Origin of the sequence: Microseira sp. BLCC-F43 (genome assembly GCF_041929235.1) — a bacterium.
Lineage (GTDB): Bacteria > Cyanobacteriota > Cyanobacteriia > Cyanobacteriales > Aerosakkonemataceae > Microseira.
In genome coordinates this window covers 19,462-44,118 of record NZ_JBHFNP010000130.1, presented here as the reverse complement: position 1 = coordinate 44,118, position 24,657 = coordinate 19,462, and the positions used below count along the sequence as shown (strand labels likewise).

General features: G+C 45.9%; 18 protein-coding genes. 11 read left to right on the top strand and 7 right to left on the bottom strand.

Translation table 11 applies throughout. The features are described from left to right. Nucleotides 1–58 precede the first annotated feature (58 nt). Nucleotides 59–460 carry a helix-turn-helix domain-containing protein gene (locus tag ACE1CM_RS18160; RefSeq protein WP_374879025.1) on the top strand — a complete coding sequence of 134 codons (402 nt, stop codon included), beginning with the start codon at nt 59–61 and terminating at the stop codon, nt 458–460. Between the two features lie 10 nt (nt 461–470). Here the strand turns inward: ACE1CM_RS18160 and ilvN are convergent, their stop codons facing one another. Then, nucleotides 471–989, bottom strand: a complete 519-nt coding sequence (gene ilvN / locus ACE1CM_RS18155; RefSeq protein ID WP_226583827.1) for an acetolactate synthase small subunit — start codon at nt 987–989, stop codon at nt 471–473. 310 nt (nt 990–1,299) lie between these two features. Between ilvN and ACE1CM_RS18150 the strand changes: the two genes are divergently transcribed. Further along, nucleotides 1,300–1,641, top strand: coding sequence for a BON domain-containing protein (locus tag ACE1CM_RS18150; protein WP_374879023.1), 342 nt, complete (start codon nt 1,300–1,302; stop codon nt 1,639–1,641). Between the two features lie 47 nt (nt 1,642–1,688). Here ACE1CM_RS18150 and ACE1CM_RS18145 read toward each other — a convergent pair whose 3' ends face one another. Then, entirely contained in the window at nt 1,689–2,654 is a 966-nt protein-coding gene (locus tag ACE1CM_RS18145; RefSeq protein ID WP_374879021.1) for an alpha/beta fold hydrolase, read from the bottom strand. Between the two features lie 69 nt (nt 2,655–2,723). Next, the gene (locus ACE1CM_RS18140; RefSeq protein ID WP_374879019.1) at nt 2,724–2,921 is read right to left on the bottom strand and encodes a RepB family protein; all 198 of its coding nucleotides are present in this window, start codon (nt 2,919–2,921) and stop codon (nt 2,724–2,726) included. A gap of 590 nt (nt 2,922–3,511) precedes the next feature. Here ACE1CM_RS18140 and infC point away from each other — a divergent pair. From infC to ACE1CM_RS18125, 3 genes are all read left to right on the top strand, one after another. After that, on the top strand, nt 3,512–4,045 hold the full coding sequence (gene infC / locus ACE1CM_RS18135) for a translation initiation factor IF-3 (protein ID WP_374879017.1): 534 nt from the start codon (nt 3,512–3,514) through the stop codon (nt 4,043–4,045). Between the two features lie 358 nt (nt 4,046–4,403). Beyond that, entirely contained in the window at nt 4,404–7,415 is a 3,012-nt protein-coding gene (locus ACE1CM_RS18130) for an Npt1/Npt2 family nucleotide transporter (protein WP_374879015.1), read from the top strand. Between the two features lie 219 nt (nt 7,416–7,634). Beyond that, on the top strand, nt 7,635–8,093 hold the full coding sequence (locus tag ACE1CM_RS18125) for a Crp/Fnr family transcriptional regulator (protein ID WP_374879013.1): 459 nt from the start codon (nt 7,635–7,637) through the stop codon (nt 8,091–8,093). 740 nt (nt 8,094–8,833) lie between these two features. Here ACE1CM_RS18125 and ACE1CM_RS18120 read toward each other — a convergent pair. Next, nucleotides 8,834–11,416 (bottom strand): pentapeptide repeat-containing protein, encoded by a 2,583-nt coding sequence (locus ACE1CM_RS18120; protein ID WP_374879012.1) that lies wholly within the window; start codon nt 11,414–11,416, stop codon nt 8,834–8,836. Nucleotides 11,417–11,850: 434 nt separating this feature from the next. Between ACE1CM_RS18120 and rplU the strand changes: the two genes are divergently transcribed. The 3 genes from rplU (at nt 11,851) to ACE1CM_RS18105 (ending at nt 14,287) form a co-directional block, all read left to right on the top strand. Continuing rightward, nucleotides 11,851–12,249: a 50S ribosomal protein L21 gene (rplU, locus tag ACE1CM_RS18115; protein ID WP_226589055.1), complete on the top strand. Its 399-nt coding sequence runs from the start codon at nt 11,851–11,853 to the stop codon at nt 12,247–12,249. A 30-nt stretch (nt 12,250–12,279) separates the two neighbouring features. Beyond that, nucleotides 12,280–12,555, top strand: a complete 276-nt coding sequence (gene rpmA / locus ACE1CM_RS18110) for a 50S ribosomal protein L27 (RefSeq protein WP_226589053.1) — start codon at nt 12,280–12,282, stop codon at nt 12,553–12,555. Between the two features lie 580 nt (nt 12,556–13,135). Continuing rightward, on the top strand, nt 13,136–14,287 hold the full coding sequence (locus tag ACE1CM_RS18105; protein ID WP_374879010.1) for a glycosyltransferase: 1,152 nt from the start codon (nt 13,136–13,138) through the stop codon (nt 14,285–14,287). A gap of 4 nt (nt 14,288–14,291) precedes the next feature. On the opposite strand, the gene ACE1CM_RS18100 is transcribed toward ACE1CM_RS18105, so the two are convergent. Then, the gene (locus tag ACE1CM_RS18100; protein ID WP_374879008.1) at nt 14,292–16,484 is read right to left on the bottom strand and encodes a glycosyltransferase 61 family protein; all 2,193 of its coding nucleotides are present in this window, start codon (nt 16,482–16,484) and stop codon (nt 14,292–14,294) included. A 98-nt stretch (nt 16,485–16,582) separates the two neighbouring features. On the opposite strand from ACE1CM_RS18100, the gene ACE1CM_RS18095 reads away from it, so the two are divergent. From ACE1CM_RS18095 to ACE1CM_RS18085, 3 genes are all read left to right on the top strand, one after another. Then, a complete protein-coding gene (locus ACE1CM_RS18095) occupies nt 16,583–19,804 on the top strand; it encodes a TylF/MycF/NovP-related O-methyltransferase (protein ID WP_374879006.1) in 3,222 nt (1,073 codons plus the stop codon). 50 nt (nt 19,805–19,854) lie between these two features. Further along, the gene (locus ACE1CM_RS18090) at nt 19,855–20,721 is read left to right on the top strand and encodes an ABC transporter permease (RefSeq protein ID WP_374879005.1); all 867 of its coding nucleotides are present in this window, start codon (nt 19,855–19,857) and stop codon (nt 20,719–20,721) included. 324 nt (nt 20,722–21,045) lie between these two features. Next, the gene (locus tag ACE1CM_RS18085) at nt 21,046–21,936 is read left to right on the top strand and encodes an ROK family protein (protein ID WP_374879003.1); all 891 of its coding nucleotides are present in this window, start codon (nt 21,046–21,048) and stop codon (nt 21,934–21,936) included. Between the two features lie 127 nt (nt 21,937–22,063). Here the strand turns inward: ACE1CM_RS18085 and ACE1CM_RS18080 are convergent, their stop codons facing one another. Beyond that, on the bottom strand, nt 22,064–22,483 hold the full coding sequence (locus ACE1CM_RS18080) for a hypothetical protein (protein WP_374879001.1): 420 nt from the start codon (nt 22,481–22,483) through the stop codon (nt 22,064–22,066). A gap of 267 nt (nt 22,484–22,750) precedes the next feature. After that, entirely contained in the window at nt 22,751–24,490 is a 1,740-nt protein-coding gene (locus tag ACE1CM_RS18075) for a CTP synthase (RefSeq protein WP_374879000.1), read from the bottom strand. Nucleotides 24,491–24,657: the final 167 nt, after the last annotated feature.

Below are 24,657 nucleotides of genomic sequence, written 5' to 3'. Positions count from 1 at the left end.
TGAGCCATCCTTAAGAGTCGATGCTGTGCTAGTTTGAGGGGTAAGGTAGGTAGGTGAAATGTCAGGATTGTCTAACAAAGCTGTAGTCGAGAACGAGAAACAGTTGCGTCCCGTGCGCTTCACTGATAAAGGGCGTATGAGGTTGGGCAAGATTATAAGGGCGGCAAGAGAACAAAAGGGTTGGTCAACGACGGAAACCGAGTTCAAGTCCAAAGAGTACGAGATGCAGGTGTTTACCGCTATGGGGGAACCCATCCCTAAAGATATCGGCATCAGCGGTGCAACCGTTAGCCGCTATGAGCGCGGAAAGTTGGATAATTTAGACTGGCGGTCTTTATCCCTGCTGTGCTTTGTTCTCAAGCCAACAGATCCGCTAACCGGGAAAGCATTGGAACCGGCGAATGCTCTCTATATCGCTTGCGAGCATCCACCGTATAATGACGCCAAGTTGTACAAATAAGGCGATCGCACTAAATCTTTGCTTCCAGAGACTTGAGAAACTCGGTATTGACCCCTGACTCGCGAGTGAGGGCGATTTTACCAGTGCGGGCAATTTCGCGCAGGCCAAATTTTTGCAGTACCTGGACGATCGCGACCATTTTACCCGGATCGCCGACAACTTCCAGCGTCAGGGACTCTTCGGAAACATCTACAACCCGCGCCCGAAAAATCTGAGCTAATTCGATAATTTCCGATCGGTTGCTGCTAGTGGCATTCACTTTCAGCAGCATCAATTCTCGCTCTACACAAGGAATTTCGGTAATGTCCTGTACTTTGAGGACATTAATTAGCTTATAGAGTTGTTTGGTGAGTTGCTCGATGATGCGGTCATCTCCAGGCACTACCATCGTAATGCGAGAGATGCCCATTTGCTCTGCTGGACCGACTGCAAGGCTTTCGATATTAAAGCCGCGACGGGCGAATAAACCAGCAATCCGGGATAGAACACCCGCTTCATCTTCAACCAAAACCGAAAGGGTGTGTTTCATAACTTTGTCACCTAAAAAAGCTTTCCATGCCGCTAAATTTCCACCCGGAAAGCACCGAGCAAGTCCTGGGATGAGGGATCTTATTTTATCGCGATCGAGCCGCGAGCGCAGCACTGCCAGGGCTGCTACTCACCAACAGGGGCAGCACTTGCTCTTACCAGCAGCAAGATTTTCTTAGAGGAATCTATCTAAAGTTAGAAGCTGCTATTAAGCTATATTTTATATATTTTTGCCTGTAAACCCTCTAAATTTTCCAAAATCTTTAATTAGTTAGTAGAGTCAATCTTTTTTGATAGGAGGAAAAACTGTCATGGGTTGGTTACAAAGACTATTCGGACTGGAAAAACCCCAAGATGCTCAAACAAATCCGACACCTGTCGGCACAGCCCCTGGTGGTGAGACAATTCCCCCAGAACGAGTGGGATTAAACGGAGAATATGACCAAAGCGGTTTAGCAAAGCGAGTTGCCTTAGCTTTCGACGAAGACGCCCAATTAGCCGATCTGGAACGCCTTTGGGTAGCGCAGACGGGTAGCACGGTAGTTTTGAAAGGAGAAGTTCCATCCCAAGCAGTACTTAACAAAGCAGTATCGGTGGCGCAAAGCGTCAACGGTGCGACCTCTGTCCAAACCGATCAAGTCACGGTAGGTTAACAGAGACAGAGCAAGCACAAGGGAGACATCCCTCTCCCTTGTGCTTCTCAAGGTAAAGAAACCGATTTTTCATCGATGACCGATTCAGATTTGTTTGTGCTTGTACGCCAAGAGTGAATCCAATCGAGGATAATCTGGTTGACTTGGTCGGGGCATTCATCGTGGGGACAGTGACCGGCATTGTCTAATTCGACTAGCTGTAACTTGGAGTTGTACTGGAGAAACTGACTAGGACGGAACAGTTGGGGAGGAATCATCCGGTCTTGTTGACCCCAAATCAGCAGCATGGGAATGTCTAATTTAGACAAGATGGTCTTAACGCCAGGACCGAACTCGACCTTGGTCATGGCTTTAAACAAGGCGTAGAAAGCTTGTGCCGAACCTCGGTCGGCAGCAGGGCCAGTTAAAATATCTACCAGTTCGTCAGTGACGGCTTCTTTGTTGGCGTAAGCGATCGCCACCCACTTGCGAACCACAGACGGACGGCGTACCAGCTGGAAAACGGTTTTTAACACCAAAGGCGACATTACTAGATTTTCGATTGTGGCGATCGCCGGTCGCAGCAGGGGTGGAATCGCCTCATTACGCATCGAAGGGTCGTGCAGGCTCATCATCACGATTCCCTGTACCATATCAGGATGAGCAGCCGCAGCAGCTGCACAAACAAGGGAACCGATGGAATTGCCAACTAAGACCACAGGTTGCCCGATAAACGCCTTCCAGAAATCGTAGACCTGCTCTACCCACAAACCGACATTGTAACGAGCCGCAGCCTTCTCAGTGGCGCCAAAGCCCAACATATCCAGGGCATAAACCGGGTGGGATTGACTGAGAACCTCCAGATTGTGTCGCCAGTGTCCGATGGAAGCGCCAAATCCGTGCAACAGGATTAACGGCGTTGCTAAAGGGTGTAAATTTTGCGGTCGCATGTAGGTGTAGCGAGTTTGCCAACCTCGCCAAACCCAATCTCGTTGACTTCCAACTCGTTGCTGCCAGTGGAGGGAACTTGTCACCACAAACCTCCGGTAGTTGGAGAGCAACCGATAGTTGTAGGGGGGATGAAACAAGGGCATCCGGCGATTTTAATCGCCGTCAACCAAACGGCGGATAAGTTCTCGCACCACGTCTGATTGAGTTCTTTTCTTTTGTTTGCAGTACTGTACCAACTTTTTGTACTCTTCCTCGGACATCCTAATGTGTAATTGTTTTTCAGCCATTTTATGTACCGATATGGTACACTTATTGTATGCCGAAATGGCGAAAGGCACTGTGGTAGCCACGCAGAAAAGGTCTCCCAGTAGGCAAGTGTTGACGAGTAACACGCAAACCGTGGCAATGGGGCTGTGCAGGAGATCTCGCTTGTAGAAACAATATCTCGGTGTCGCATCCGAGAATGTAAGCCAGCCTGGAGGTTCATCTGCAACATGAGTAAATCCTGAATTTGATCGGTAGTGTTGTTAGGTAGTTGCTCTGAAAACGACCGCAGGCTCAGGTGGTGGCTAATGTTCCCGCGCTGGGGCCGGGAGTAAGCTGACGATCGCTGTTGCTTCAAAACAGTTAAAAAATCTTCATCTGATTATTATGGTAACAATTCCGGCGGGAATTACCCTAAGCGTTAGCGAAGGCGATCGTGCCTCTGATCTATAACAGCGAGTCTCCTGTTGAAACAAGTTGTTACAGAACTTCATGAGAATCCAGAAACTGATAAAAAATTGCTAGAGTGAATGGCAAGTACAAGCAGGCAGACTCCTCTGGGGCGTCGAAGCGTGGTTGACGAGATAATATCCGTGCAACCCCGACCGCATCTACTGACAACTGCTTCTTGTAAGTCCAATAGTTGTTATTCAAAGGCTAGCAGACCTCTTACTCAATGCCTGTGATCGAAAAAAAACGCACTCGTAATCTCCCCCAAATCAACGAACGCATCAGATTTCCTAAAATTCGGGTGATTGACACCGATGGTACCCAACTGGGGATCATGACCCCAGCCGAAGCCATGCCAATGGCAGAGGAAAAAGAACTCGACCTAGTGTTAATCAGCGATAAAGCCGATCCACCCGTTTGCCGGATCATGGATTACGGCAAGTACAAATACGAGCAGGAAAAGAAAGAGCGGGAAGCCCGGAAAAAGCAACACACTTCTGACGTCAAGGAAGTGAAGATGCGCTACAAAATTGAGGAACACGACTATCAAGTGCGTCTCAGGCAAGCGCAGGGCTTTATCAAGGATGGTGACAAGGTGAAAGCCACCGTCATGTTCCGAGGTCGGGAAATCCAACACAGCGACCTGGCAGAAGAACTGCTCAAGCGGATGGCGACGGACTTGCAGGCAGTGGCAGAAGTGCAGCAAGCACCCAAGAAAGAAGGACGAAATATGATGATGCTGCTGGCTCCGAAAAAATAACCCTTCGCTAGCACGATCTTGGAGTTGATTGACATAGCTCCTTGGCTTGCTAGAGAACCGCAAATTTTGGCATCATTAAAAGCGAGCCGCGCTGCCGCAGGTGAAAGGGCGAGCGCGTGCTACGCTATCAATAATAGTGGCTAGTCTCTAAAGGCCGCCGCTACGGGAACGTGCAGGGTGAGCGCTTTTCTTCCAGAGGGGCATTCTATCAACAGTATTCAAGGCCGCCTGCCAAAGAAAAACGATCTACAAAGCAAAGCGGTAAATTGACAATAGACCGCTGAATGCTCTTCAATCGCTAGTAGGAAGACGCCGCGTGGCTGCAAAAGGCACGGGCAAGCGTGGAAATGAAAGCTAAATGAAACTAAAAAATCCGGGGTTTTTCAGGGGTGGATTAGGACGGCTGCTGTTGCAGTGGCTGAATCTGCGCCCAGATGAAAGCGATCGCACGCTGCTGATGTTTGCAGGACACACTATCACCGCAGTGGGATTGCTTTGGTTAGAAGCTAGTACGGTTGCTTTATTCCTAGAAACTATAGGGGCAGATCAACTGCCTTGGATTTATATCGCCAGCGCCGGATTGGGTATTGTCGTGGGGTTTTTGTCCACTTGGATGCAAAGCATCCTGCCCCTGCGTCGGTATATCGTCGTCATCGCGTTGTTAATCGCGATGCCGCTATTGTTATTTCGCTTTGGGTTAAGCAATATAGACGCCCAAACACCAGACGCGCTGGCTCGAATCACCGTATTTTTATTACCTCTGTGGGTCGATGCGGCCTACGCCCTAAATTATCTCAATACCTCGATTACAGCTAACCAGCTATTTAATATTCGAGAAATTAAGCGCACGTTCCCCTTGATTAGCAGCGGCGCCCTGGTTGCAGATGTAATGAGCGGCTTTTCATTACCCCTGCTGCTGCGCGTGCCTGGAGTTAAGGTGCAAGATATCATCTTCGCGGCCTTTTTCATCCTCCTCATAGGGGCTATGCTGTTGCTGTACCTCAGCCATAAATACCAGCAGGCGTTTCCCGATGCGCCCCAGCGAGTTTTAGATGATGTCCACAACGATACTCGTACTCGCCGCCTCAAAGGCCCCCTGCGGCAATACGCGCTGTTGTTATTGGCATTCTTTTTTATTGCCCAGGTATTGGTGCTGTTAATCGACTTTCAGTTTCAGTCGCGCTTGGGGCTAACGTTTAAAGGTCAAGAAGAAAACATAGCCAGCTTCCTGGCTCAGTTTAACGGCGTGTTAGGGCTGTGCGAACTGGCAACCCAATGGTTTGTATCGGGGCGCGCCATCGAACGGATGGGGGTGTTTCGCACCGTCATGTTCCCACCCGCGATTATCGCAGGCATGGGGTTGTTCACCCTGGTCGGATTGATCAATACCCTGATTAGTTTATTCCCCCCAACAGAATGGCTCCAAGCCCACCAAAACATAGACCAATTGTTTATCGGTCTGGTGCTGTTAAAGTTTTCCGATGAACTGCTCAGGTATACTCTGGTGGCAAGTACGGGGCCAGTTCTATTCCAACCAATTCCAGACCAGCAGCGGGGCAGCGTTGAGACGCAAGCGCGAGGCATTTCGGAGCCAATCGCTACCGGATTGACCGGGGCGGCTATTTTATTGATTATCGGGGTGATTGGGAAAGCAAATCAACAGCTGCTGGGGTGGATCGTCATCGGCGCCATCGTCATCTCTGCCTTGGCGTGGCTGGTGTTGATCGGGATGTTGCGCTCGCGCTATCTAGATTTATTGGTCTTGAGCGCCCAACGAGGTCAGCTGGGCGTTGCTAACGTCAATTTGAAGGTGTTCAAGCAAGCCGTATTAGAAGCTTTATTGCGACCGGGCGCCGAAGCCGATAAACGCTCTTGCATCGAACTGTTAAGTCAAATCGACCGGCAAAATGTGGGCGAAGTCCTCGGACCCCTGCTACCTTCACTGCCCCCCGCTTTGCAGTACCAGAGTTTGGAGGTGATGCAGCTTCATCCCAATCCCTTGTATCTCAGTTATGTGAGAAAAATGCTCGAAACTGCCAATCCCGAACCAGACGTACTAGCGATCGCCTTGCGCTACTTGTGGCTGACCGAGACAAATCCAGACCTACGGCAATTACAGCCTTATATCCAACCAGAAGTCAACCCCGCCGTGCGGGGCACCGCAGCCGCCTTGCTGTTGCGCCTGGGAAATGCCAAGCAAAAGTGGGAAGCCACCAGAGCATTGCAGCAAATGCTCACCAGCAAAAAGGAAGAAGAACGGGTAATGGGCTGTCGGGCCCTGGGAGAAGCTAAATATTTGCAAGCGCTGCGACTGCAAATCCCCAAATTATTGCAGGATAAGTCTTTGCGCGTGCGCTGTGCCGTCCTGGAAGTAATCGGGTCAACTCGCCTGGAAGAGTACTATCCCTCTTTGCTGCGCGGACTCGATTACAAGTCCACGCGGGAACCCGCAATGCGATCGCTAATAAAGCTTGACAACGAAGCTATTCCTATGGTAAAGGAACTGGCAACGAATATTCACAAGCCAGATTTGGTAAGGCGGTATGCTTGGGAAGTCATCGGTGAAATTGGTACTGTGGAAGCTTTGACCACGTTAGTGTCTAACCTAATGACGGCTTGGGGAAATACCAGACGCCACATTCTGCAAATTCTACTCAAGCTACCCCAGGAAACCGGGATCGAAGCCGTACTTGACCGCCTCGATCGCAGCGGCGTAGAAATGTTAATCGACCAAGAACTGATGTTTATGGGTCAAATGTACGCCGCCATCCTCGACATCAGTCCAAAAAGAGTGACGGGACGAGAAGCGGATCTGCTGCGAAGGTCCCTGGGAGATGCGATCGCAGATTCACAGGATCGGTGTTTTTTACTGATGAAGTTTCTCTACAGTCTGGGTACAATTCAAGCGGCAGCGTTCAATTTGCGGTCGGGTTCGCCCTCTGACATGGCTCGCGGGTTGGAGATATTAGACCAAACCTTGGATATTCCCAGCAAACGGGTGTTGCTGACTGTCCTCGATCAGCACTCGGAACGGGAAAAACTCCAGAGTTTAATCGGGATAGTCGCGTATCAGCCCCTGGAATCAAGCGATCGCCTCCGCCGCTTGCTCTACCTGCGCCACTTTTTGTCCGACTGGTCTACTGCTTGCTGTTTCCATTTAGCCAGAGTGCAACAGTGGGTTCTCGCTCCCGAACTCTCCCTTGGCTGTCTGCGCCATCCTACCGGCTTCGTGCGAGAAGCAGTTATCGCTTACCTCAAACAAGCTACCCCTGGGGTGCTGCTCGATATACTACCCAAGATGCAACAAGATCCTGACCGCCTCGTAGCTGCACAAGTACAGGAGATAATGGCAGAGTTAGGTAGTAGGTAGTTGTCAGTTGTGTAGGGGCGGGTTTTACCAACCATGTACGCGATCGGCGACAGTTTATTTAAACCCGCCCCCCATCAGTTGTGTAGGGGCGGGTTTTACCAACCATGTATACAATAAGCGACAGTTTATTTAAACCCGCCCCCCGTCAGTTGTCAGAAGAAATATACTTTTTACCACTGACACCTGACCGCTATTTCCTTCAGTAGATGACAAATCCGCATGTTAACTAGCGTTGACCGCTTATTATTTGTCCGGGGCGTCCCCATTTTTCAGGAACTGCGGGATGATTTTCTCGTCCGCCTAGCTTCTGTAATGGAGGAGTTGTCTTTTCCGGCAAAACATACTATTTTTACCCAAGGACAAGAGGGACGCGCTCTCTACATCGTCGTTTCGGGTCAAGTCCGCGTTCATATCGGCGATCGCGATTTGGCTCAGCTTGGTTCCGGAACCTGTTTTGGCGAAATGTCTTTATTTGACGCCGAACCTCGTTCGGCTTCGGTTTCTACCCTGGCACCCTGTGAGTGTTTGGTGCTAACTCAGCAGCAACTCTACGAAGCTATTGAAGAAACGCCGGGAATTGCTGTTAATATTATTCGCCTGCTTTCCCGCCGCATTCGCGAGTTGAATCAAAAGTTAAACGCACCTGCACCTGCGGAGGAGAAAAAATTGGTGGGCTAATTGCTAATTGATTATCGGTATCGTATTTTAATTTTTATGCGATCGCATTTCCCCAAAATATGCGTGAGCTTCTGCTTTGTGAAGGCAGAATTGAACCGCCAAGACGCAGAGGACGCAGAGGAAGAGGTAGATAGAGATTTCTCGCTCTACCCCAAGACAAAATTCATCCTGTAGGGGCGGGTTTTACCAACCATTTCTGGTGGAAACAGATATGTCATATCATGTTTGTTGAATTGCCCATAATAAAAAAACCTCACCGCGTCGTTGCGTAGGGGCACGGCATTATAGATATCTCGGACAAACAGATAACGTTAATAATGCCGTGCCCCTACTCCTAATTATGGGTAATCGACCGGACATGATATCAAATAAACCCGCCCCGACCAACCGATAATCACACAGGCTCACGCATCTCGTAAAAATATGCGTGAGCTTCTGCTTTGTGAAGGCAGAATTGAACCGCGAAGACGCAAAGGGCGCGAAGGAAGAAGAAGAGAGAGATTGCACCATTTCTGGTGGAAACGGATATCTCAAATAAACCCGCCCCGACCAATCGATAATGATACAGGCTCACGCATTTCCCCAAAATATGCGTGAGCTTATGCTGTTATGGGGTTGAAGAGCGATATGCCTCCCTTCCGCGAGAGCGATCGCACTCCCTGAAGCCTCTACACCATCCCCAGATGCTGCTGTAACGCTTCTGGGACATTCTCTGCTGTCTCCAGCCCCTGGACATCATCTTATTTCGTATCTTCATCCCAAGTAATGTTTTTAAGATCTATACCATTGAAGTTTGCACCAGTAAGGCTTACACCATCCAGATTTGCGCCATTGAGGTCTGCGCCATTGAGGTTTACACCATAGAGGGTTGAATCAATGATATTTGCGCTATTGAGGTTTACGCCATTGAGGTTTACACCATAGAGGATTACACCATAGAGGTTTGCGCTATTGAGGAATGGTCCAACTATCACTGAAAAATCCTCAATACCAATACAATTGCTGTAGCTGATAATCCGGTGTAGTCGCAATTCATCAAAACTATCAGAATCCTTTTCCCCACAAGGATGGAAAGCTATTTTGTCTTTTAAATCATCTTTCGACTGAGCATAGCGATTCAACTCCAAAAGCAAAATCATCCCATTCAACCCTGCATAAATATCCACCTGTCGCTGTCCCAACCGGATATTTGAATCTTGCCAATACTTTTTCAATTGTTGTACCTTTTTCTGCGGCAGGGTTTCTGTTTCTTGGTCAATAAACTCTCCCTCACACCATTGGAGATAAAAATCTTCTAGACGTTGGAACAGTTCCACGGGTTTAAATTCAGCGCTAGCATCCAACAATGCCATCAAGTATTCCACAATCTCTGGCGTTAACCCACCATAGCCCAGTAAGTCATAAATTTCTTTGTACAGATCCTCATCTTTGAGCTTGTAACCCCTCCGCCTGTCGGTTTCTGTCCATTCCTCCAAACTTTCTTTCAGCAACTGGGCAAACAAAAACTCTCCAAAACTCTTATGGGTAAATTCCACCGCCCCGCCTCTATCTCCTTCACATGGCTGGAGGTAGAAAGCTGCTAAAGCATTATTGATTGCCTTCTCTCCGGCTGTATTTTTAGCTTGTTCAATTAACTTAGCGAGTAGGCGATTTAGGCGGTCTTCCAACATCGTAATTTTGGCTGATTCACCACCAGATTGCACCACGCACAGCGCCGCTTCTTGCAAAATGCGACGCAAATCTTCTGTTGACAATCCGGTTAAGCGAAAATTTTCATTTTGCCGCTGTTTTTCCAATACCCAGTTGACCGACTGCTCATAAACGCGAATTTTGGCTCCCGCCCCACTGACTGCCTCAAACATTTGAACGTTCAAATTTTTATCCCGGTGCATCCTTGCCAAAAGATAAAGTAATAGCGGCTCTCGCGCTAATTGCTTGACCCGATCTGGACAACTTGGATTTTGTAAAAAGCTCTGAAATTCCAGACTTTCAGACTCGCCAACTTGTGCTGACCATTGCCTAAACCACTGCTGCTGAATTGAGTCGTCCATCAACTCAATTTCTACTCGTTCTAAATTACTTGGCATCAGCCGTTCAATGCCTTGCAGCGCCAAGGGTCGCCCTGTAATCAAAACCCGATGTCCGACAGCAGGAGGCTGGTTATAATTGCGCTGAAAATCGGCAATTTGTTGGAGAAATTCTTTTAATCCGCCCCCGGCGCGTCCTGCCATCAGCAATTCATCAAAGCCATCTAGCAAAAACAAAAATCGGGTATTTTTATCGGTCAACCAACCCGCATCGCTATTGACAAAATCCAAGTTTTGTAGTTGAGTTCGCCAAGTTGCTTCCAAACTATTTTCCAGCGTTCTGATATCCCGCAAGCGAATCAAAATGGGCGTCCAAATAGGATGTAAATGCTGTCTCACCCAATCGGCAAACATCCGACAAAATACGCTTTTCCCTCGCCCTGGCCCGCCTTGGATAAACATTACTTTATCTGGTTTATCCAGCATTTCCTTTGCCCAAGTTTCTAAATCGATGGGTTCTTCCTCATACGGCTTGCCATTTCCATCTAAACGCCTCGCTTTCAATGGCACATAAATATCCTGAAAGATAAAGGTTTCATCAAATACTGTTTCCAGGGGTTTTGTGGCAATCCGCTGTTTCAAATAAGCGTCGATGCTGTCGTATTTATCCGGCTGCTGTCCAGTTAAATAAACTTCCGCCAACTGCTTGACAGAATCAGGTATTTCTGCTGTGGCTGGTTTCAAGTATTTAGGCGTTCCCCAAGCAACCCAAGCCGTTAAAATTTGGGCATGATTTTTATCAATTCCTGCTTGTTGAAGCTGGGTTGAGAACAGCTGATTTAAAACTTGGGCTAATTCTGATTTTGGGAAGCACTGGAGGGCGTTTTTAGCTAGATTTTCATCGAGGTGAAATTCTCGCAGTTTTTCCATCTGCTGTTTAATCGGTTCGGAGATAGAAATTGTGCCAATTTGCTTTAATAGATCGTTGGTTTGCGCCAACTCGTTTAAGCTTTCTAGATAAGCGAGGGGAGAAGCAATGGCGACGAATTCTTCTAAGGTTGGCTGTTTATTGACCTTTTCCCGGTAAAGTTTTATCCCTCTCGTGGCTATTCCCACAAACGAAAGTCCCGCCGCAACAGCAGCAACTGGAGGCGCGACTAATAAACCTACTGCAATTGCAAATTCCAAAACTGCTTTGGAAACTTCTGCACCAAACTCTGCTGCTTCTGTAGGTTGCCATAATTCCCGCACGTCTTTCTGCAAAAATTGCCAAATCTTTTTAAGCTGTGTTGCCATTGTTATTTATCTACCCAATTAAAATAGATACCGCTGTATCGGCTTGCTTTCCAGAAACAACCCTACCCGAATTTTGTAGACAGGACTTACGCACTTCGGAACCTATCACGTTTGTTTCTGTGTATATCTCTGGTTCCCAGTCGAAGATTTTTCAGAGAAACTTTGGTGTTTGCGTCAGTCCTGGTAGAAATGTGGTGCGTTACGGCTACCGCCTAACGCACCCTACTTTATAGCCCTCGCTTGACAAACCAGCCTCAAATCAGAAATAATAGTAGATTGTGTCCATTCCTGCTCGGATCAGGTCGAGACATTACAAAGCTGTTTGGCAATCGGTTATAGGTAATCGGTAATTGGCAACAAACTATTACCCATTACTAATTACCCATTACCAATTACCCAAAAAGCTACCTGTACGGCAACTCTAGAAAAATATCATGACTTACGCAATTATTGAAACCGGCGGCAAACAACTGCGCGTCGAACCAGGCCGCTTCTACGATATCGAACTGCTGAAGGACGAAGCAAACTCGCAAGTCACTATCGATAAAGTTTTGTTCGTTCAGCATGATGGCGGCGTTAATATCGGTCAGCCTTGGGTTGAAGGCGCGACGGTACAAGGCACGGTGATGCGGCATTTTCGCGGGCGCAAAGTTTTGGTCTACAAGATGAAGCCCAAGAAGAAAACTCGCAAAAAACGGGGACACCGCCAGGAAATCACCCGCCTAATGATTGACTCAATCAGCATGAATGGTGCTGTTTTAGCCGCCAAGGAAGCAGCAGCAACTCCAGCACCAGAAGCAGCACCAGAAGCAGCTGAAGCAACTGCGGAATAATAGTAAAGAATAGGAATAGCGGAGGATATCATGGCTCACAAGAAAGGTACTGGTAGTACTCGCAACGGACGTGACTCAAATGCCCAGCGTTTGGGCGTCAAGCGCTACGGCGGTCAAACTGTTCGCGCTGGTAATATCCTGGTGCGTCAGCGCGGGAAGAAGTTTCACCCCGGTAAGAATGTGGGTATTGGCTGCGACGATACCCTATTTTCCCTGATTGACGGCGTTGTCACGTTTGAAAGAAAGGATAGAACTCGCAAACAGGTGAGTGTTTACCCCGTCCCAGCGCCTGTTGCTGCTAGCTAGTCACATCTAGTGCAACTCTCGCAGAAACCCGGTTTCTCAAACAATACCTTCGCCAAAATCCCACCCTCTTGGGTGGGATTTTGGGTGAAAAGCCTCTCTAGATGGCTGGTGCAAAATAGTTTGACCGCCTCAGCGGGATGGAAATGAGCTGCTGGTGTGGGTGTTTAAAATTGTTTCAATCCTGGTTAATAAAATTGCTGCCACAAAAACCTGAGCCAGTAAAACTAGCTCAGATTTTTCAGCAGATTTCCTGCTGAGGACAAGTTCAGAGGGCAAAGCGCTGTGTCAACCTCGCCTAATTTGGCGAAGGTATTGTTAAAGCAACCGGGTTTTTGACCGTTAGCTACTAGAATAGCTATCAGGACTTACGCACCACGAGGCCAGAAACAAAGGTGAGACCGTCGTTCGCGAAGCGGAAGGGAGGCATATCTCTGGTTGCCAAACCAACGATTTTTCGGAGCGCCCTTTGTTTCTTTGTCTAAGTCATAGCTATAATATATCCAATTTAATTAAAGCGGGCTGACAGCAATAACACGTCGGTAAAAATCTCCAGAAAAACTCAAAAATTTAGGTAAACCGGATGAAAGAAATAGAGCCAATAGCCAAACCTTTTTTGTCACTTTGCATGATAGTCAAAAATGAAAAAGAAAATTTGGCAAGGTGTTTGGCTAGCGCTAAACCTTATGTTGATGAAATGATTGTAGTAGATACTGGCTCTTCTGATGGAACACCTGAAATTGCTCTTAACTATGGAGCGAAAGTGAGTTATTTCGAGTGGTGCGATGATTTTGCAGCGGCTCGCAATTACTCTATTTCCCAGGCATCTGGTGACTGGATTCTGGTATTAGATGCAGATGAAGAGTTAGTAGTTGAAACAGAAAATTGGCAAGACCAGCTAGCGGCAAATCCTCAAGTAACAATTTATGGAATGGTCTTGTTACATGCGAATATAAAAAACCTCAAAGGTGGTTTTCATGGAAGACTATTTCGTAACTTACCAGGTCTGAAATATATATCCCGCTTTCACGAGCAGATCAACTATCCAAATACCAAGATAACTGTCAGCCAATTAGAGGGAGTTAAAATACTGCATTATGGAAATATCTCTCCAGATAAGGTGAGACAAAAACTTATAAATCGCGATATTCCCATACTGGAACGAATGCGAGAAGAAGAAGGTTTTAGTCTATGGCATTTGGATTGTCTCGCAAGCAAGTATAACCGGATTGAGCAGACAGAGAAAGCTGAAGAATGTTATGCAGAAATTTTAGATAAGCTTTCACCCCATTTGATGGATGGAAACCCACCAGAGGATCTTTTCTGGATTGCTACCTTACTTCATTTGTTAGGGACGCAATATTTTGAAAACAAAGATTATGAAACAGCCAGATTGCTTTGCCAGCGAGGACTTGAATGGTGTCCTAATTATCCTCCACTCAATCATCTTGCCGGTGAAATACTAAAAGATTTAGGATTTCCCTTGGGAGCAATCGCTTATTTTGAGAATTGTATAAAATTGGGTCAAAACGAGGATTATTATATAGGAGAACCTTTTGAAATCAGTTTCCTAACTACCTATCCTGCCTATAATATCGGTTGTACCTACCTGGAAATGAAACGCCCGCAGGATGCATTAGTAGCATTTGAAATGGCGTTGGCATTTGCTCCAGACTTTGCGCCCGCTCAGGAAAGAATAAATGAAATTAAACAATCGTTCGCAACAGATGCTTAGCTTTCTAAATTGCTCCGGCAAATCGCAGAATTTTTAACAATTGATTTACATTAACAAAAATATCTTCCAGTCTTGCGTCTGGGTATAAAAGTTTATGTAAATAGAATCCTTCCGGATTTTCCCCTAATAAATAGTAATATTCTAGACCGATTTGATTGCTAATCAGCCAATAACAAGGATAGACGTAATTCGGTGAAAAAATCTCTATTACCTTAGTTCCAGGATTGCAGAAGACAGTATTAGTCAAACCACCGCCGTGAGGCGCTACTACAACTTTAGCATGAGCTAACAAGGCGGCTTGTTCAACTACTGTCATTGATTCAAGGATGACGTTTATAAAACCGTATTTAGTTAAACAGCTTACGATTTCATCTTCATTGATAATTCTGCGATTTGCAGTTTCTTTACGGCTAATATATATCCGCTCTATTTTTTCGGTTTCAATATGTTTTTTATTTAAAAATTTACTTCGCAAAAAATTACATGCCCATTTTGGCATCCAAGCTAAGCTACTGGGAAAAGATGGAACGACTAAGGTTGTCGCTTGGATGTGAGAATATTCATCAGTTTCTAGGATTTTTGTTTCTGGAATTCCTAGTGCTTTGAGGGTTTCTTTTTGAAAATCTAGACGACTGCTGACTAAAAATCTATCGATACTAGCTATGTCTATACCGCTTTTATCGAGTAATTCAATCCGGGGTAGGATATCAAACATCCAATGAAAATATGTGTCGTTTAAGAGTCCTGCTAAAACTGATACGGTTCCATCTATCCTCTGAATAGGCGGTAATTTACCTACAGAAAAAATAGAATGTTTGCTGGGATGTTTATCTGGATGTCCTGGACTTAAAACTGGAAAGTCTGGGGAAATATCTCCTAACAGTTTATTATCGGCGGCGATGACGGCACTTTTATCCTGTTTTTTATTTAACCAGAAACGTCCCTCTGGTACTAGGGCGACAAAGCTAGCTGGTAATTCAACTTGACTCCCGAATCTAAAGCTAAAATGTATCGTATTTTCTGGTGTTTTAGGGGGAGTTAAATAAAGTTTACTCTTCGGATAAATATTTAGATATTTTTTTTCTAAATTAGAGGTTTTTGCCCAATATAAGGTGGATTCATAAAAATATTTTGGCGGTTCAAACGATAGGAATTCTTGTGATGTTTCTGTAGAATTATCTAGCTGACTTTGTTGGCTTAAAATAATATCGGCATCCGGGTTAAATTCCAGGGCTTTTTGATAAATTTCCCTTGCTAAGGCTGACAAAGTATCTGTTCTGTCGATGATTTTAGCTAAATACAAGAAGGTGTCAAAAGAATAAGGCTGAAGGTGTAAATATTTTAAGAAACAGGCGTTATCTTTAAATACTTCATTGGATTGTTCTTGGTTTTTCAGGTAAGATTCTAGGAAACTTACTGGGATGGCTTGATTAAACAATTTAATTGCGCCATCGAGTTGACCTTTTTGCAGGAGAAGATATCCCAGATCGCCGTAGGGTTGGGTGGAGTCTGGTTTGAGTTGAATGGCGTTTTGAAAACAAGCGATCGCTTCTGACACCATCGCTATAAAAGAAAAGCAAAGCCCTAGATTGTAAGCTGTTTGATAATTATCTGGTTTGAGTTCTAAAGCTTTTGAATAGCAAGCGATAGCAGTTTCAAAATCTTCTAATTTTTGACAAACACTTCCCCACTCTTCGTAAGCTTCCACATAGTCAGGTTTGATCGCGATCGCATTTTGCCAACAGTCGATCGCTGCATCGAAATTTCCCTGCTGCGCTAGAGCATTTCCTAAATTGTAGTAAACTGGGTAATTATTAGAATCTAATTCTAGTATTTGCCAGTATATTATCTCTGATTTCTGGAATTCTCGGTTATCTAAAAATTGGATGGCTGCGGTTTGTAATACTTGTAATAGTTCCGCCGTTACTGCATCCATTTCATCTGGAACGACCTGAGTTATAGCTGATAGCCAAATAGCTTGGGCTTCTGTTTCTTCCCCTTGCAATAGCATTGCTATTCCCAGATACCAGTAGTTTAACGTTATAGTCGGGTCAGTATTAATGCCTTGTTCGCAAAGAGCGATCGCTTCATCATAATAACCTTGAGCTAGGTAGGCGGATAGTTGTTGTTGTATTTTATCGATATCCATATATAACCTAACTAAAATTGGCAAATAAACATCCTTCCAGTGTGGCATCAAACCTCATATTTTGACAATCTCTTAAGCACTGGGTCGCAAGCGTGGTAAAATAAAGACGACCCAAGCAAGCCTGTGAAAGCAGATCGGGGACTCCTGTGGAAATTATTATCACTGCGGCGAATGCAAACTACTTTGAACTGGTTCAAGGCACTGTTTTATCTATCCGAGAAAAACCACAGGGGCGAAATGCGATAATTGGATTCTTCGATCTAGGTTGCACACCAGAACAGCTGCAATGGCTAGAGGAACGAGTCAATATAATTAAACAGCCTGATTGGGAGTTTAACTTTCCAAACATTAATGAAGCACCGACTCATCTCAAAGGTTTGTTAGCACGTCCTTTTTTGCGAAAATACTTTCCCAATTTTGACATCTATCTGTGGATAGATGCAGATGCTTGGGTACAAGATTGGAAAGCTATTGATTTATTGGTTCAAGCGGCAAAACGTGGAGGATTAGCTATTGTTCCCGAAATTGACCGGGGTAGCGAGATCCAGTACGGGGGACTCCGTAAATTTTGGTGGCAATGGGTTTATAACAAATATCAAGAGGCTTTTGGCGAGGAAGTCGCAGAAAATTTCTATAGCTATCCCGTACTAAATGCAGGGGTTTTTGCACTCCACAAAGACGCGCCTCACTGGGAAGTTTGGGCAGAATTTCTGCATCGGGGATTGCAGCAATCTGTTTCTTTAATGACCGATCAGTTCGCGATCAATTTGTCTGTTTATCAGGGGGGATTGTTCGACAAAACCGAGATGCTTCCAGCTTGGTGCAACTGGACTTATCACCATGCTTTTCCCAGTTGGGATAAAGAAAATTCCTGCTTTGTAGAACCCTATTTGCCTCACACGCCTATCGGCATATTGCACCTGTCAGGACCTGACAAAGAAAAACAGATTAAACTGAAAACAACTGACCGAGATGTAATTGAATTAAACCTACTTTATTCCCCTAAATTAGAATCAATATTTTTGGTTTCAAACAACTCGCTTCCCGTAGGAGATTATGTGTCGCCAGGATTTAAAATCATTCAGCCAGATCGCTGTTTTCCCAATATGATTGTTGGGGATACCAGTGGTTGTCGTTGGCCTTATCTGCGGCGAGAAATTCCCCATAACTGGTACGCAGATAAGCGACATCCATACATAGAATTTGTCAGTAGGGATGAAGCGCATATTCTTTATAATACGGCGAGCAAATTTAAAGGGAAAAAAGCTTTAGAAATAGGCTGTTGGATGGGTTGGTCAGCTTGTCATTTAGCCTTGGGAGGCGTTGAGTTAGACGTTATCGATCCGATATTAGGAAAACCAGAATTCTATGAAAGTGTCAGCAACTCACTTCAAGCTGCTGGCGTGCTTGATTCGGTTAGACTCATCCCCGGTTATAGTCCTGAAAAAGTCGAAGAAGTAGCCGCTATTGGAGATAAGTGGTCGTTAATTTTTATTGATGGAAATCACGACGCACCAGGCCCTTTGAATGATGCTATTATCTGCGAAAGATTGGCTGAAACAGATGCTTTAATTCTGTTTCACGATTTAGCTTCCCCCGATGTTGCCCAAGGTTTAGATTACCTGAAGCAAAGGGGATGGAATACGATGATTTATCAAACGATGCAAATTATGGGAGTGGCATGGCGAGGCAACGTCGAACCAGTTATTCATCAACCAGACCCGAAGATAGAATGGCATTTACCCGAACATTTGCAACATCATCCAGTTAGCGGGACGAATAAACCACAAATAAGTAAACAAGATTTTAGTGTGGATCGGTTAATTAAGCTAGTTGACAAAGTAGAGTCAGAAGTTAGGCAGCTTAATATTAATGAAGCAGTAGATGTTAAGCAAGCCATTGAATTCAACCAACAGGGAAGGGAGTTTTTTATGCAAGGGTATTTTAACCGGGCATTAGTGGCTTTTAAAAATGCAGGGAAACTTAATCCCAGTTCTGGGATAGCCAATAAATACCTGAGCCAGCTTTATTGGCACACCGGAGATTTTGAAGCTAGTCTCAAGCACTACTTACTAGCAAAATCGGGACATAGAGGATTGAGCGCTCGCGAAATAGATGAATTCCAAAACCTGCTTGCAGCAATTCGACCATTCACCCTGTTAAGCGAAGCTCGATTATTTTCTTTATATACCTTGGCGCGGCAAATTTGTAGAGATGATATTCCGGGAAATTTTGTTGAGTGCGGCACTTGCAAAGGCGGAAGTGCAGCGCTGCTAGCATTCGCAATCAAACGCTATAGTTTGCGTCCCCGAATCTTGTATGCTTTTGATACATTTGAGGGAATGCCCGACCCTACTGATGTTGATAAACACAACGGAATACCTGCGAATGACACGGGTTTGGGAGTTGGTACTTTAAAAGCGCCAATTATTGAGGGTTTAGATGTTGTTTGTCAAGCTTTGGATGTGGGAGATATCGTCGTACCCGTCCAGGGATTGTTTGCCTCAACATTGCCTGAGTCTAAATCAAAAATAGCTGATATTGCTTTACTTCACGCTGATGGGGATTGGTATGAATCAACGATGGATATATTTAATAACCTGTTTGCTCAAGTTGTAGATGACGGAGTTATCCAAATCGACGATTATGGTTTTTGGGAAGGTTGTCGGAAAGCAATACACGAGTTTGAACGTTCTCAAAATATGTCATTTCCCCTGGCGAGAATTGACGATACGGGAGTGTGGTTTCGCAAAGCAGATGCAACTGTTTCGGAATCGGAACGCTGGCGTACTATTTGGTACTTGGCGGAAGCAGCGGAGAAAATGGGCGATACAGTCTTAGCAGAAAAAGTTGCCCGCGCTACCTTAAAATTATTACCGGGGTTAGTCACTGCCGCAGCGATGTTGGCGCGGATGGAAAAAATTCCAGAGTTGAATTTAAGAGCAATAAACTTGATAATATTCCCAGACTGGACTCAACCTGAAGAATTACTGCTGGAAGAATTGGACAACATCATCAGAGTGTTGCTGACTCATCCTGAGAGGAATCACATCACTCTCCTCGTAGACATCAGCAATATTTCTCAAGAATCCGCAGATTTAGCGATTTCTGATGTAGTGATGAAAATTTTGTATGAAGAAGAGTTAGATGTGGATGAATCACCGGAAATTTCATTCGTCAGTCATCAGGGGGGAGAGCAAAACCAATGGGAAGCGTTGCGTCCCCATATACATACCCGAATTATCATGAACAATGAAAACCGTATGGCAATAACAGCATCGGGACTTGAAACTGTACCATCTTGTGAAATACAGGACTTACCCACGACAACCCTAGAAACCGGGTTTCTGCGTAGATCTGTAGTTTGAAAGCGACGATTTTTCATAGAAACCCTGGAAATAGCTAGTTTTAGCGATCGATGAATCTTTCTAAACTTTCTTTACCCCGTTTTTTTAGCCGTCCTAATCTTTCGATGCAGTTTCTCCTAGTGGGACTTGTCATCACCTTCGCGTTCGTACTGGTAGCCATTTTTGCACCAACTTTTCAAGCCTGGGGATGGCTGCAAAACCCTACGGAGTCGCTCTCTAACCCGATTCACGAACCGCCTTCACCCAGTTATTGGTTTGGTACGAGTAACCAAGGATACGATGTGTTCTCCCGTACGCTGTTTGGCAGCCAAGCGGCGCTGCAAGTGGTGATTTTGGCGACGATGCTGAGTCTGGTTGTTGGCGTGCCGTTGGGTTTAGTCAGCGGTTATCTGGGCGGCAGATTAGACCGAGTGCTATTGTTTTTGATGGATACAATTTATACGCTGCCGGGGTTGTTACTGTCAGTAACGCTGGCGTTTGTAGTGGGGCGAGGGGTTTTGAATGCCGCAATCGCGCTCAGCATCTCATACATCCCGCAATACTATCGCGTCGTCCGCAACCACACGGTCAGCGTCAAAACCGAAATGTTCGTCGAAGCGGCGCAAGCAATGGGCGCCAACACCTGGACGGTTTTATCCCGCTATCTGTTTTTAAACGTAATTCAAAGCGTGCCGGTACTCTTCACCCTCAACGCCGCCGATGCAATTTTAACCTTGGGAGGTTTGGGATTTTTGGGATTGGGACTCCCCGACGAAGTGCCAGAGTGGGGACACGATTTAAAATTAGCCCTAGAAGCGTTACCTACCGGCGTTTGGTGGACGGCAATGTTCCCCGGTTTAGCTTTAACCCTGATGGTTGTAGGATTATCTTTGGTGGGAGAAGGGTTAAGCGAGTTTGTCGATCCGAGAAAAAGGTAGTGGGTAATGGGTAATTGGTAATTGGTAATTGGTAATAGACTTGTGGCAAAAATATTATTTGTAGTAAGGATTTTAGCCCTTGAAGCTTTATGATTGAGGACTAAAGCCTTGAATAAATTTAACCAATTACCAATTATATTATGTCCGGTCGATTACCCATAAAAAGACGCCGGGACACGGCACGCTCAAAGTTATCTGTTTGTCCGATATACCTATGATGCCGTGTCCCTACGCAACGACTCTTTGAGGTTTTTTTATTATGGGCAATTCAACGGACATGATATTACCAATCACCCATTACCAATTACCAATTACCAATTACCAATGACAGAAATTATTGGCATCGATTTAGGAGGAACGGCGATTAAACTGGGGCGGTTTGATCGAGATGGGAACTGCTTGCAGTCCCTAACAATACCCACACCCAATCCGGCGACACCGGCAGCGGTTTTAGATGCGATGGTAGATGCAATCGCTCAAATCGATCCGCACAAAAATGCGCGAGCAATTGGCGTTGGTACTCCGGGTCCCGCCGATGCCGCTGGTAGAATTGCCATCGTAGGAATTAATTTAGATGGTTGGCAGAATATTCCCCTGGCAGATTGGTTAGAAGCAAGAACTGGATTACCTACAATTATCGCCAACGATGCTAATTGTGCCGGATTGGGAGAAGCTTGGTTAGGGGCGGGGCGTCGATTTCGCAACTTTATTTTACTCACCTTGGGGACGGGTGTCGGCGGCGCAATTATTCTAGAGGGAAAATTGTTTGTCGGACATCAAGGTGCTGCGGGTGAGTTGGGATTGGTGACGTTAAATCCCGATGGTCCACCTTGTAACAGCGGCAATCAAGGTTCTTTAGAACAATATGTCTCGGTTGTAGCAATTCGCCGCCGTACCGGGATGGAACCGGAAGAATTGGGCAAACTCGCCAAAGCAGGCGATGCTTTCGCGTTGGAATTTTGGCGCAACTACGGACGAGATTTAGGTATTGGTTTAACCAGTTCGATCTACATTTTGGCGCCGGAAGCGGTTGTAATTGGCGGCGGGGTGAGTGCTAGTGCCCAGTTTTTCTTTCCCTCTGCGATCGCCGAAATCGAACGTCGGGTTTTACCCAGTTCACGCGCCCGGTTGCAATTGTTACCCGCAGACTTGGGTAATTCTGCGGGAATGGTCGGTGCGGCGAAATTAGCGCAACAGGTAATAGGTAATAGGTAATAGGTAATGGCGTTCCCAGGCATAAGGCGTGGAAGCGTAATAGGGAAAAATTTCCCTTAGCAATTAGCAATTAGCAATTAGCAATTAGCAATTACCAATTACCAATTAGCAATTACCAATTACCCATTCAAGGTAAAGAATGTCCAGTTTCCCGTTGAATGTACTTGATGACTTTTTGGTAGTCTTCTTTGCTACTTTGGGGGTTGATAACAATCGGGATTGCGCCATCGGGCAACCAAAATGTTATCCTGCCGTTCGGTTCAGATGCAAAAGAACTGATGCACTTGAGGTTTACCAGATATTTATTTCTTTCATAGTTGATTTCTACCCAATAATCGTCGAAAACCTGCCCCCTCACCTCTTTAATATACGCCAGCACTTTTTGATGAGCTTCTGGGTTAGCTTGGGGGTTGAGAACGATGGGAAAGCCATTATCTGGTAACCAAAATTTTAGCGTCCCGTTTGGCTCATAAACAAAAGCACTCACACGGTCGAGATTGATTACATATTGATTCCTCTCGTAACTGATTTTGATCCAATACGTCACGCTATTTCCTCACAACCGCAATTTCCCACGCGCTTGACTCTCACAGGACTTACGCGCAAGTTCCCGGTTTCTACGAAAAATCCTTGGGAAAGGGAACCAGAGATAAAGGTCGAAACCGGGTTTCTGGCAACGCCCTTGCCTAAGTCCTGTCTCAGATGCAACAAGTTTGTTTCCGATCGTAAAGCGAGCTATTGGCAGGGTAAGCATAATTTGCCGCTTTTTACAATAGCTCGTGACGGTTTTTTAGGTAGCAGTAGCTCAGCATAGCTAGGATAATTCAGCGATCGCCTTCAAAGTTGAGTTTGGATTCCCATCGATAATTTCTATCTTTTCCCCAGACACTACATCCGGCGCCGAAGTTGAATCTGTTGTTTCAACTTCTTCGTTCGCCTTCCCATTAGCGCGTTGGTCAACTTTGACTAACGCCGCAGAAATAAACCCTTTAAACAAGGGGTGGGGATTGCTGGGGCGGGATTGAAATTCTGGGTGAAATTGCGTGGCAATAAAGAAGGGATGATTGGGGAGTTCGATAATTTCCACCAAGCGCCCATCGGGAGAAGTGCCGCTGATGGCATACCCGCTTTCTAGAAACAAGTTGCGATAGGCATTATTAAATTCATAGCGGTGACGGTGGCGTTCGTAAACCACTTCCCGCTGATACAGACGACTTGCCAGGGTATTCGATCCCAAGCGGCAAGGATACAAACCCAGCCGCATGGTGCCGCCCAACTCTACCACATCGTGCTGTTCCGGCAACAGGTTGATGACGGGATTGGGAGTATCGGGGGCAAATTCAGCGCTATTGGCATCTTTTAAACCTGCCACGTTACGCGCCCACTCTATTACACAACACTGCATTCCTAAACACAAACCTAAAAACGGAAGTTGACGATCGCGCGCGTATTTCACCGCTGCAATCTTACCATCGACGCCCCTGATACCAAATCCTCCAGGTACTACTAAGCCCTGGACACCTTCAAGATAGCGCTCTGGGCCGTTTACTTCAATATCTTCTGAGTTTACCCACCGCAGGTTTAACTCGCCCCCTAGGGCGATCGAAGCATGGCGCAGGGATTCTACTACAGAAAGGTAAGCATCGCTTAATCGGACATATTTCCCCACGATCGCGATTTCAATCCGGTTTGTCGGGCGATACAATCGGTCTACTAAAGTTTGCCACTGCCTTAAATCGGGTTGGCGTTGTTCGAGTTGCAATAAATCCAGCGCCTGCTGCGCTAGTCCTTCCCGTTCCATCATCAGCGGCACTTCGTAAATTGTATTGGCATCGCAAGCGTTAATCACCTGCTCAACTGGTACGTCGCAGAATTCCGACAGTTTTTGCTTTAATCCTGGGGATATAGGGCGATCGCTCCGGCATACTAAAATCTCCGGTTGTATCCCTATCGAGCGCAATTCTTTCACCGAATGCTGCGTCGGTTTGGTTTTCATTTCTCCCGCCGACTGTATCCAAGGTACCAGCGTTACGTGCATGTACAGCACGTTTTGCCGCCCCACATCTTTACGGAACTGGCGAATTGCTTCCAAAAAAGGTAACGATTCAATATCTCCCACCGTGCCGCCTATTTCCGTGATTACTACATCCGGATTTGTATTTGTTGCCACTCGCCGTATGCGTTCTTTAATTTCGTTCGTGATGTGGGGAATGACTTGAACCGTACCACCCTGATAGTCGCCCCGCCTTTCTTTATTAATTACTGCCTGATAAATTGACCCTGTGGTAACGCTGTTGAGGCGCGACATCGAAGTATCGGTGAAGCGTTCGTAGTGTCCCAAGTCCAAGTCTGTTTCAGCACCATCTTCGGTGACGAATACTTCCCCGTGCTGAAACGGACTCATCGTTCCCGGATCGACGTTAATATATGGGTCGAGTTTTAATATCGAGACTGAATAATCTCGCGACTTCAGCAGGCGTCCTAAACTCGACGCCACAATTCCCTTGCCGATACTGGAAACAACACCGCCGGTTACAAAGACAAACTTAGTCATCAGAAAAATTGGGTATAAACCCCGTGCTAGAAGCACGGCTTTACATTTTGTGGACTTCAGGTACAATTAAGGTTGCCACAAAGACCTTAAAGGTGGGTGAGACTCCCCGTGGTGGGACATCTAATTAAAAGACGATAGCCTGAAATGGTCTGTTTGGTGCATTGCAC

What these genes read in the sequence shown, in the direction of transcription:
- ACE1CM_RS18075 (WP_374879000.1), bottom strand. Translation starts at nt 24,490, where the DNA reads ATGACTAAGTTTGTCTTTGTAACCGGCGGTGTTGTTTCCAGTATCGGC.
- rplU (WP_226589055.1), top strand. Translation starts at nt 11,851, where the DNA reads ATGACTTACGCAATTATTGAAACCGGCGGCAAACAACTGCGCGTCGAA.
- infC (WP_374879017.1), top strand. Translation starts at nt 3,512, where the DNA reads ATGCCTGTGATCGAAAAAAAACGCACTCGTAATCTCCCCCAAATCAAC.
- ilvN (WP_226583827.1), bottom strand. Translation starts at nt 989, where the DNA reads ATGAAACACACCCTTTCGGTTTTGGTTGAAGATGAAGCGGGTGTTCTA.
- ACE1CM_RS18150 (WP_374879023.1), top strand. Translation starts at nt 1,300, where the DNA reads ATGGGTTGGTTACAAAGACTATTCGGACTGGAAAAACCCCAAGATGCT.
- ACE1CM_RS18120 (WP_374879012.1), bottom strand. Translation starts at nt 11,416, where the DNA reads ATGGCAACACAGCTTAAAAAGATTTGGCAATTTTTGCAGAAAGACGTG.
- ACE1CM_RS18085 (WP_374879003.1), top strand. Translation starts at nt 21,046, where the DNA reads ATGACAGAAATTATTGGCATCGATTTAGGAGGAACGGCGATTAAACTG.
- ACE1CM_RS18125 (WP_374879013.1), top strand. Translation starts at nt 7,635, where the DNA reads ATGTTAACTAGCGTTGACCGCTTATTATTTGTCCGGGGCGTCCCCATT.
- ACE1CM_RS18130 (WP_374879015.1), top strand. Translation starts at nt 4,404, where the DNA reads ATGAAACTAAAAAATCCGGGGTTTTTCAGGGGTGGATTAGGACGGCTG.
- rpmA (WP_226589053.1), top strand. Translation starts at nt 12,280, where the DNA reads ATGGCTCACAAGAAAGGTACTGGTAGTACTCGCAACGGACGTGACTCA.
- ACE1CM_RS18160 (WP_374879025.1), top strand. Translation starts at nt 59, where the DNA reads ATGTCAGGATTGTCTAACAAAGCTGTAGTCGAGAACGAGAAACAGTTG.
- ACE1CM_RS18090 (WP_374879005.1), top strand. Translation starts at nt 19,855, where the DNA reads ATGAATCTTTCTAAACTTTCTTTACCCCGTTTTTTTAGCCGTCCTAAT.
- ACE1CM_RS18100 (WP_374879008.1), bottom strand. Translation starts at nt 16,484, where the DNA reads ATGCCACACTGGAAGGATGTTTATTTGCCAATTTTAGTTAGGTTATAT.
- ACE1CM_RS18105 (WP_374879010.1), top strand. Translation starts at nt 13,136, where the DNA reads ATGAAAGAAATAGAGCCAATAGCCAAACCTTTTTTGTCACTTTGCATG.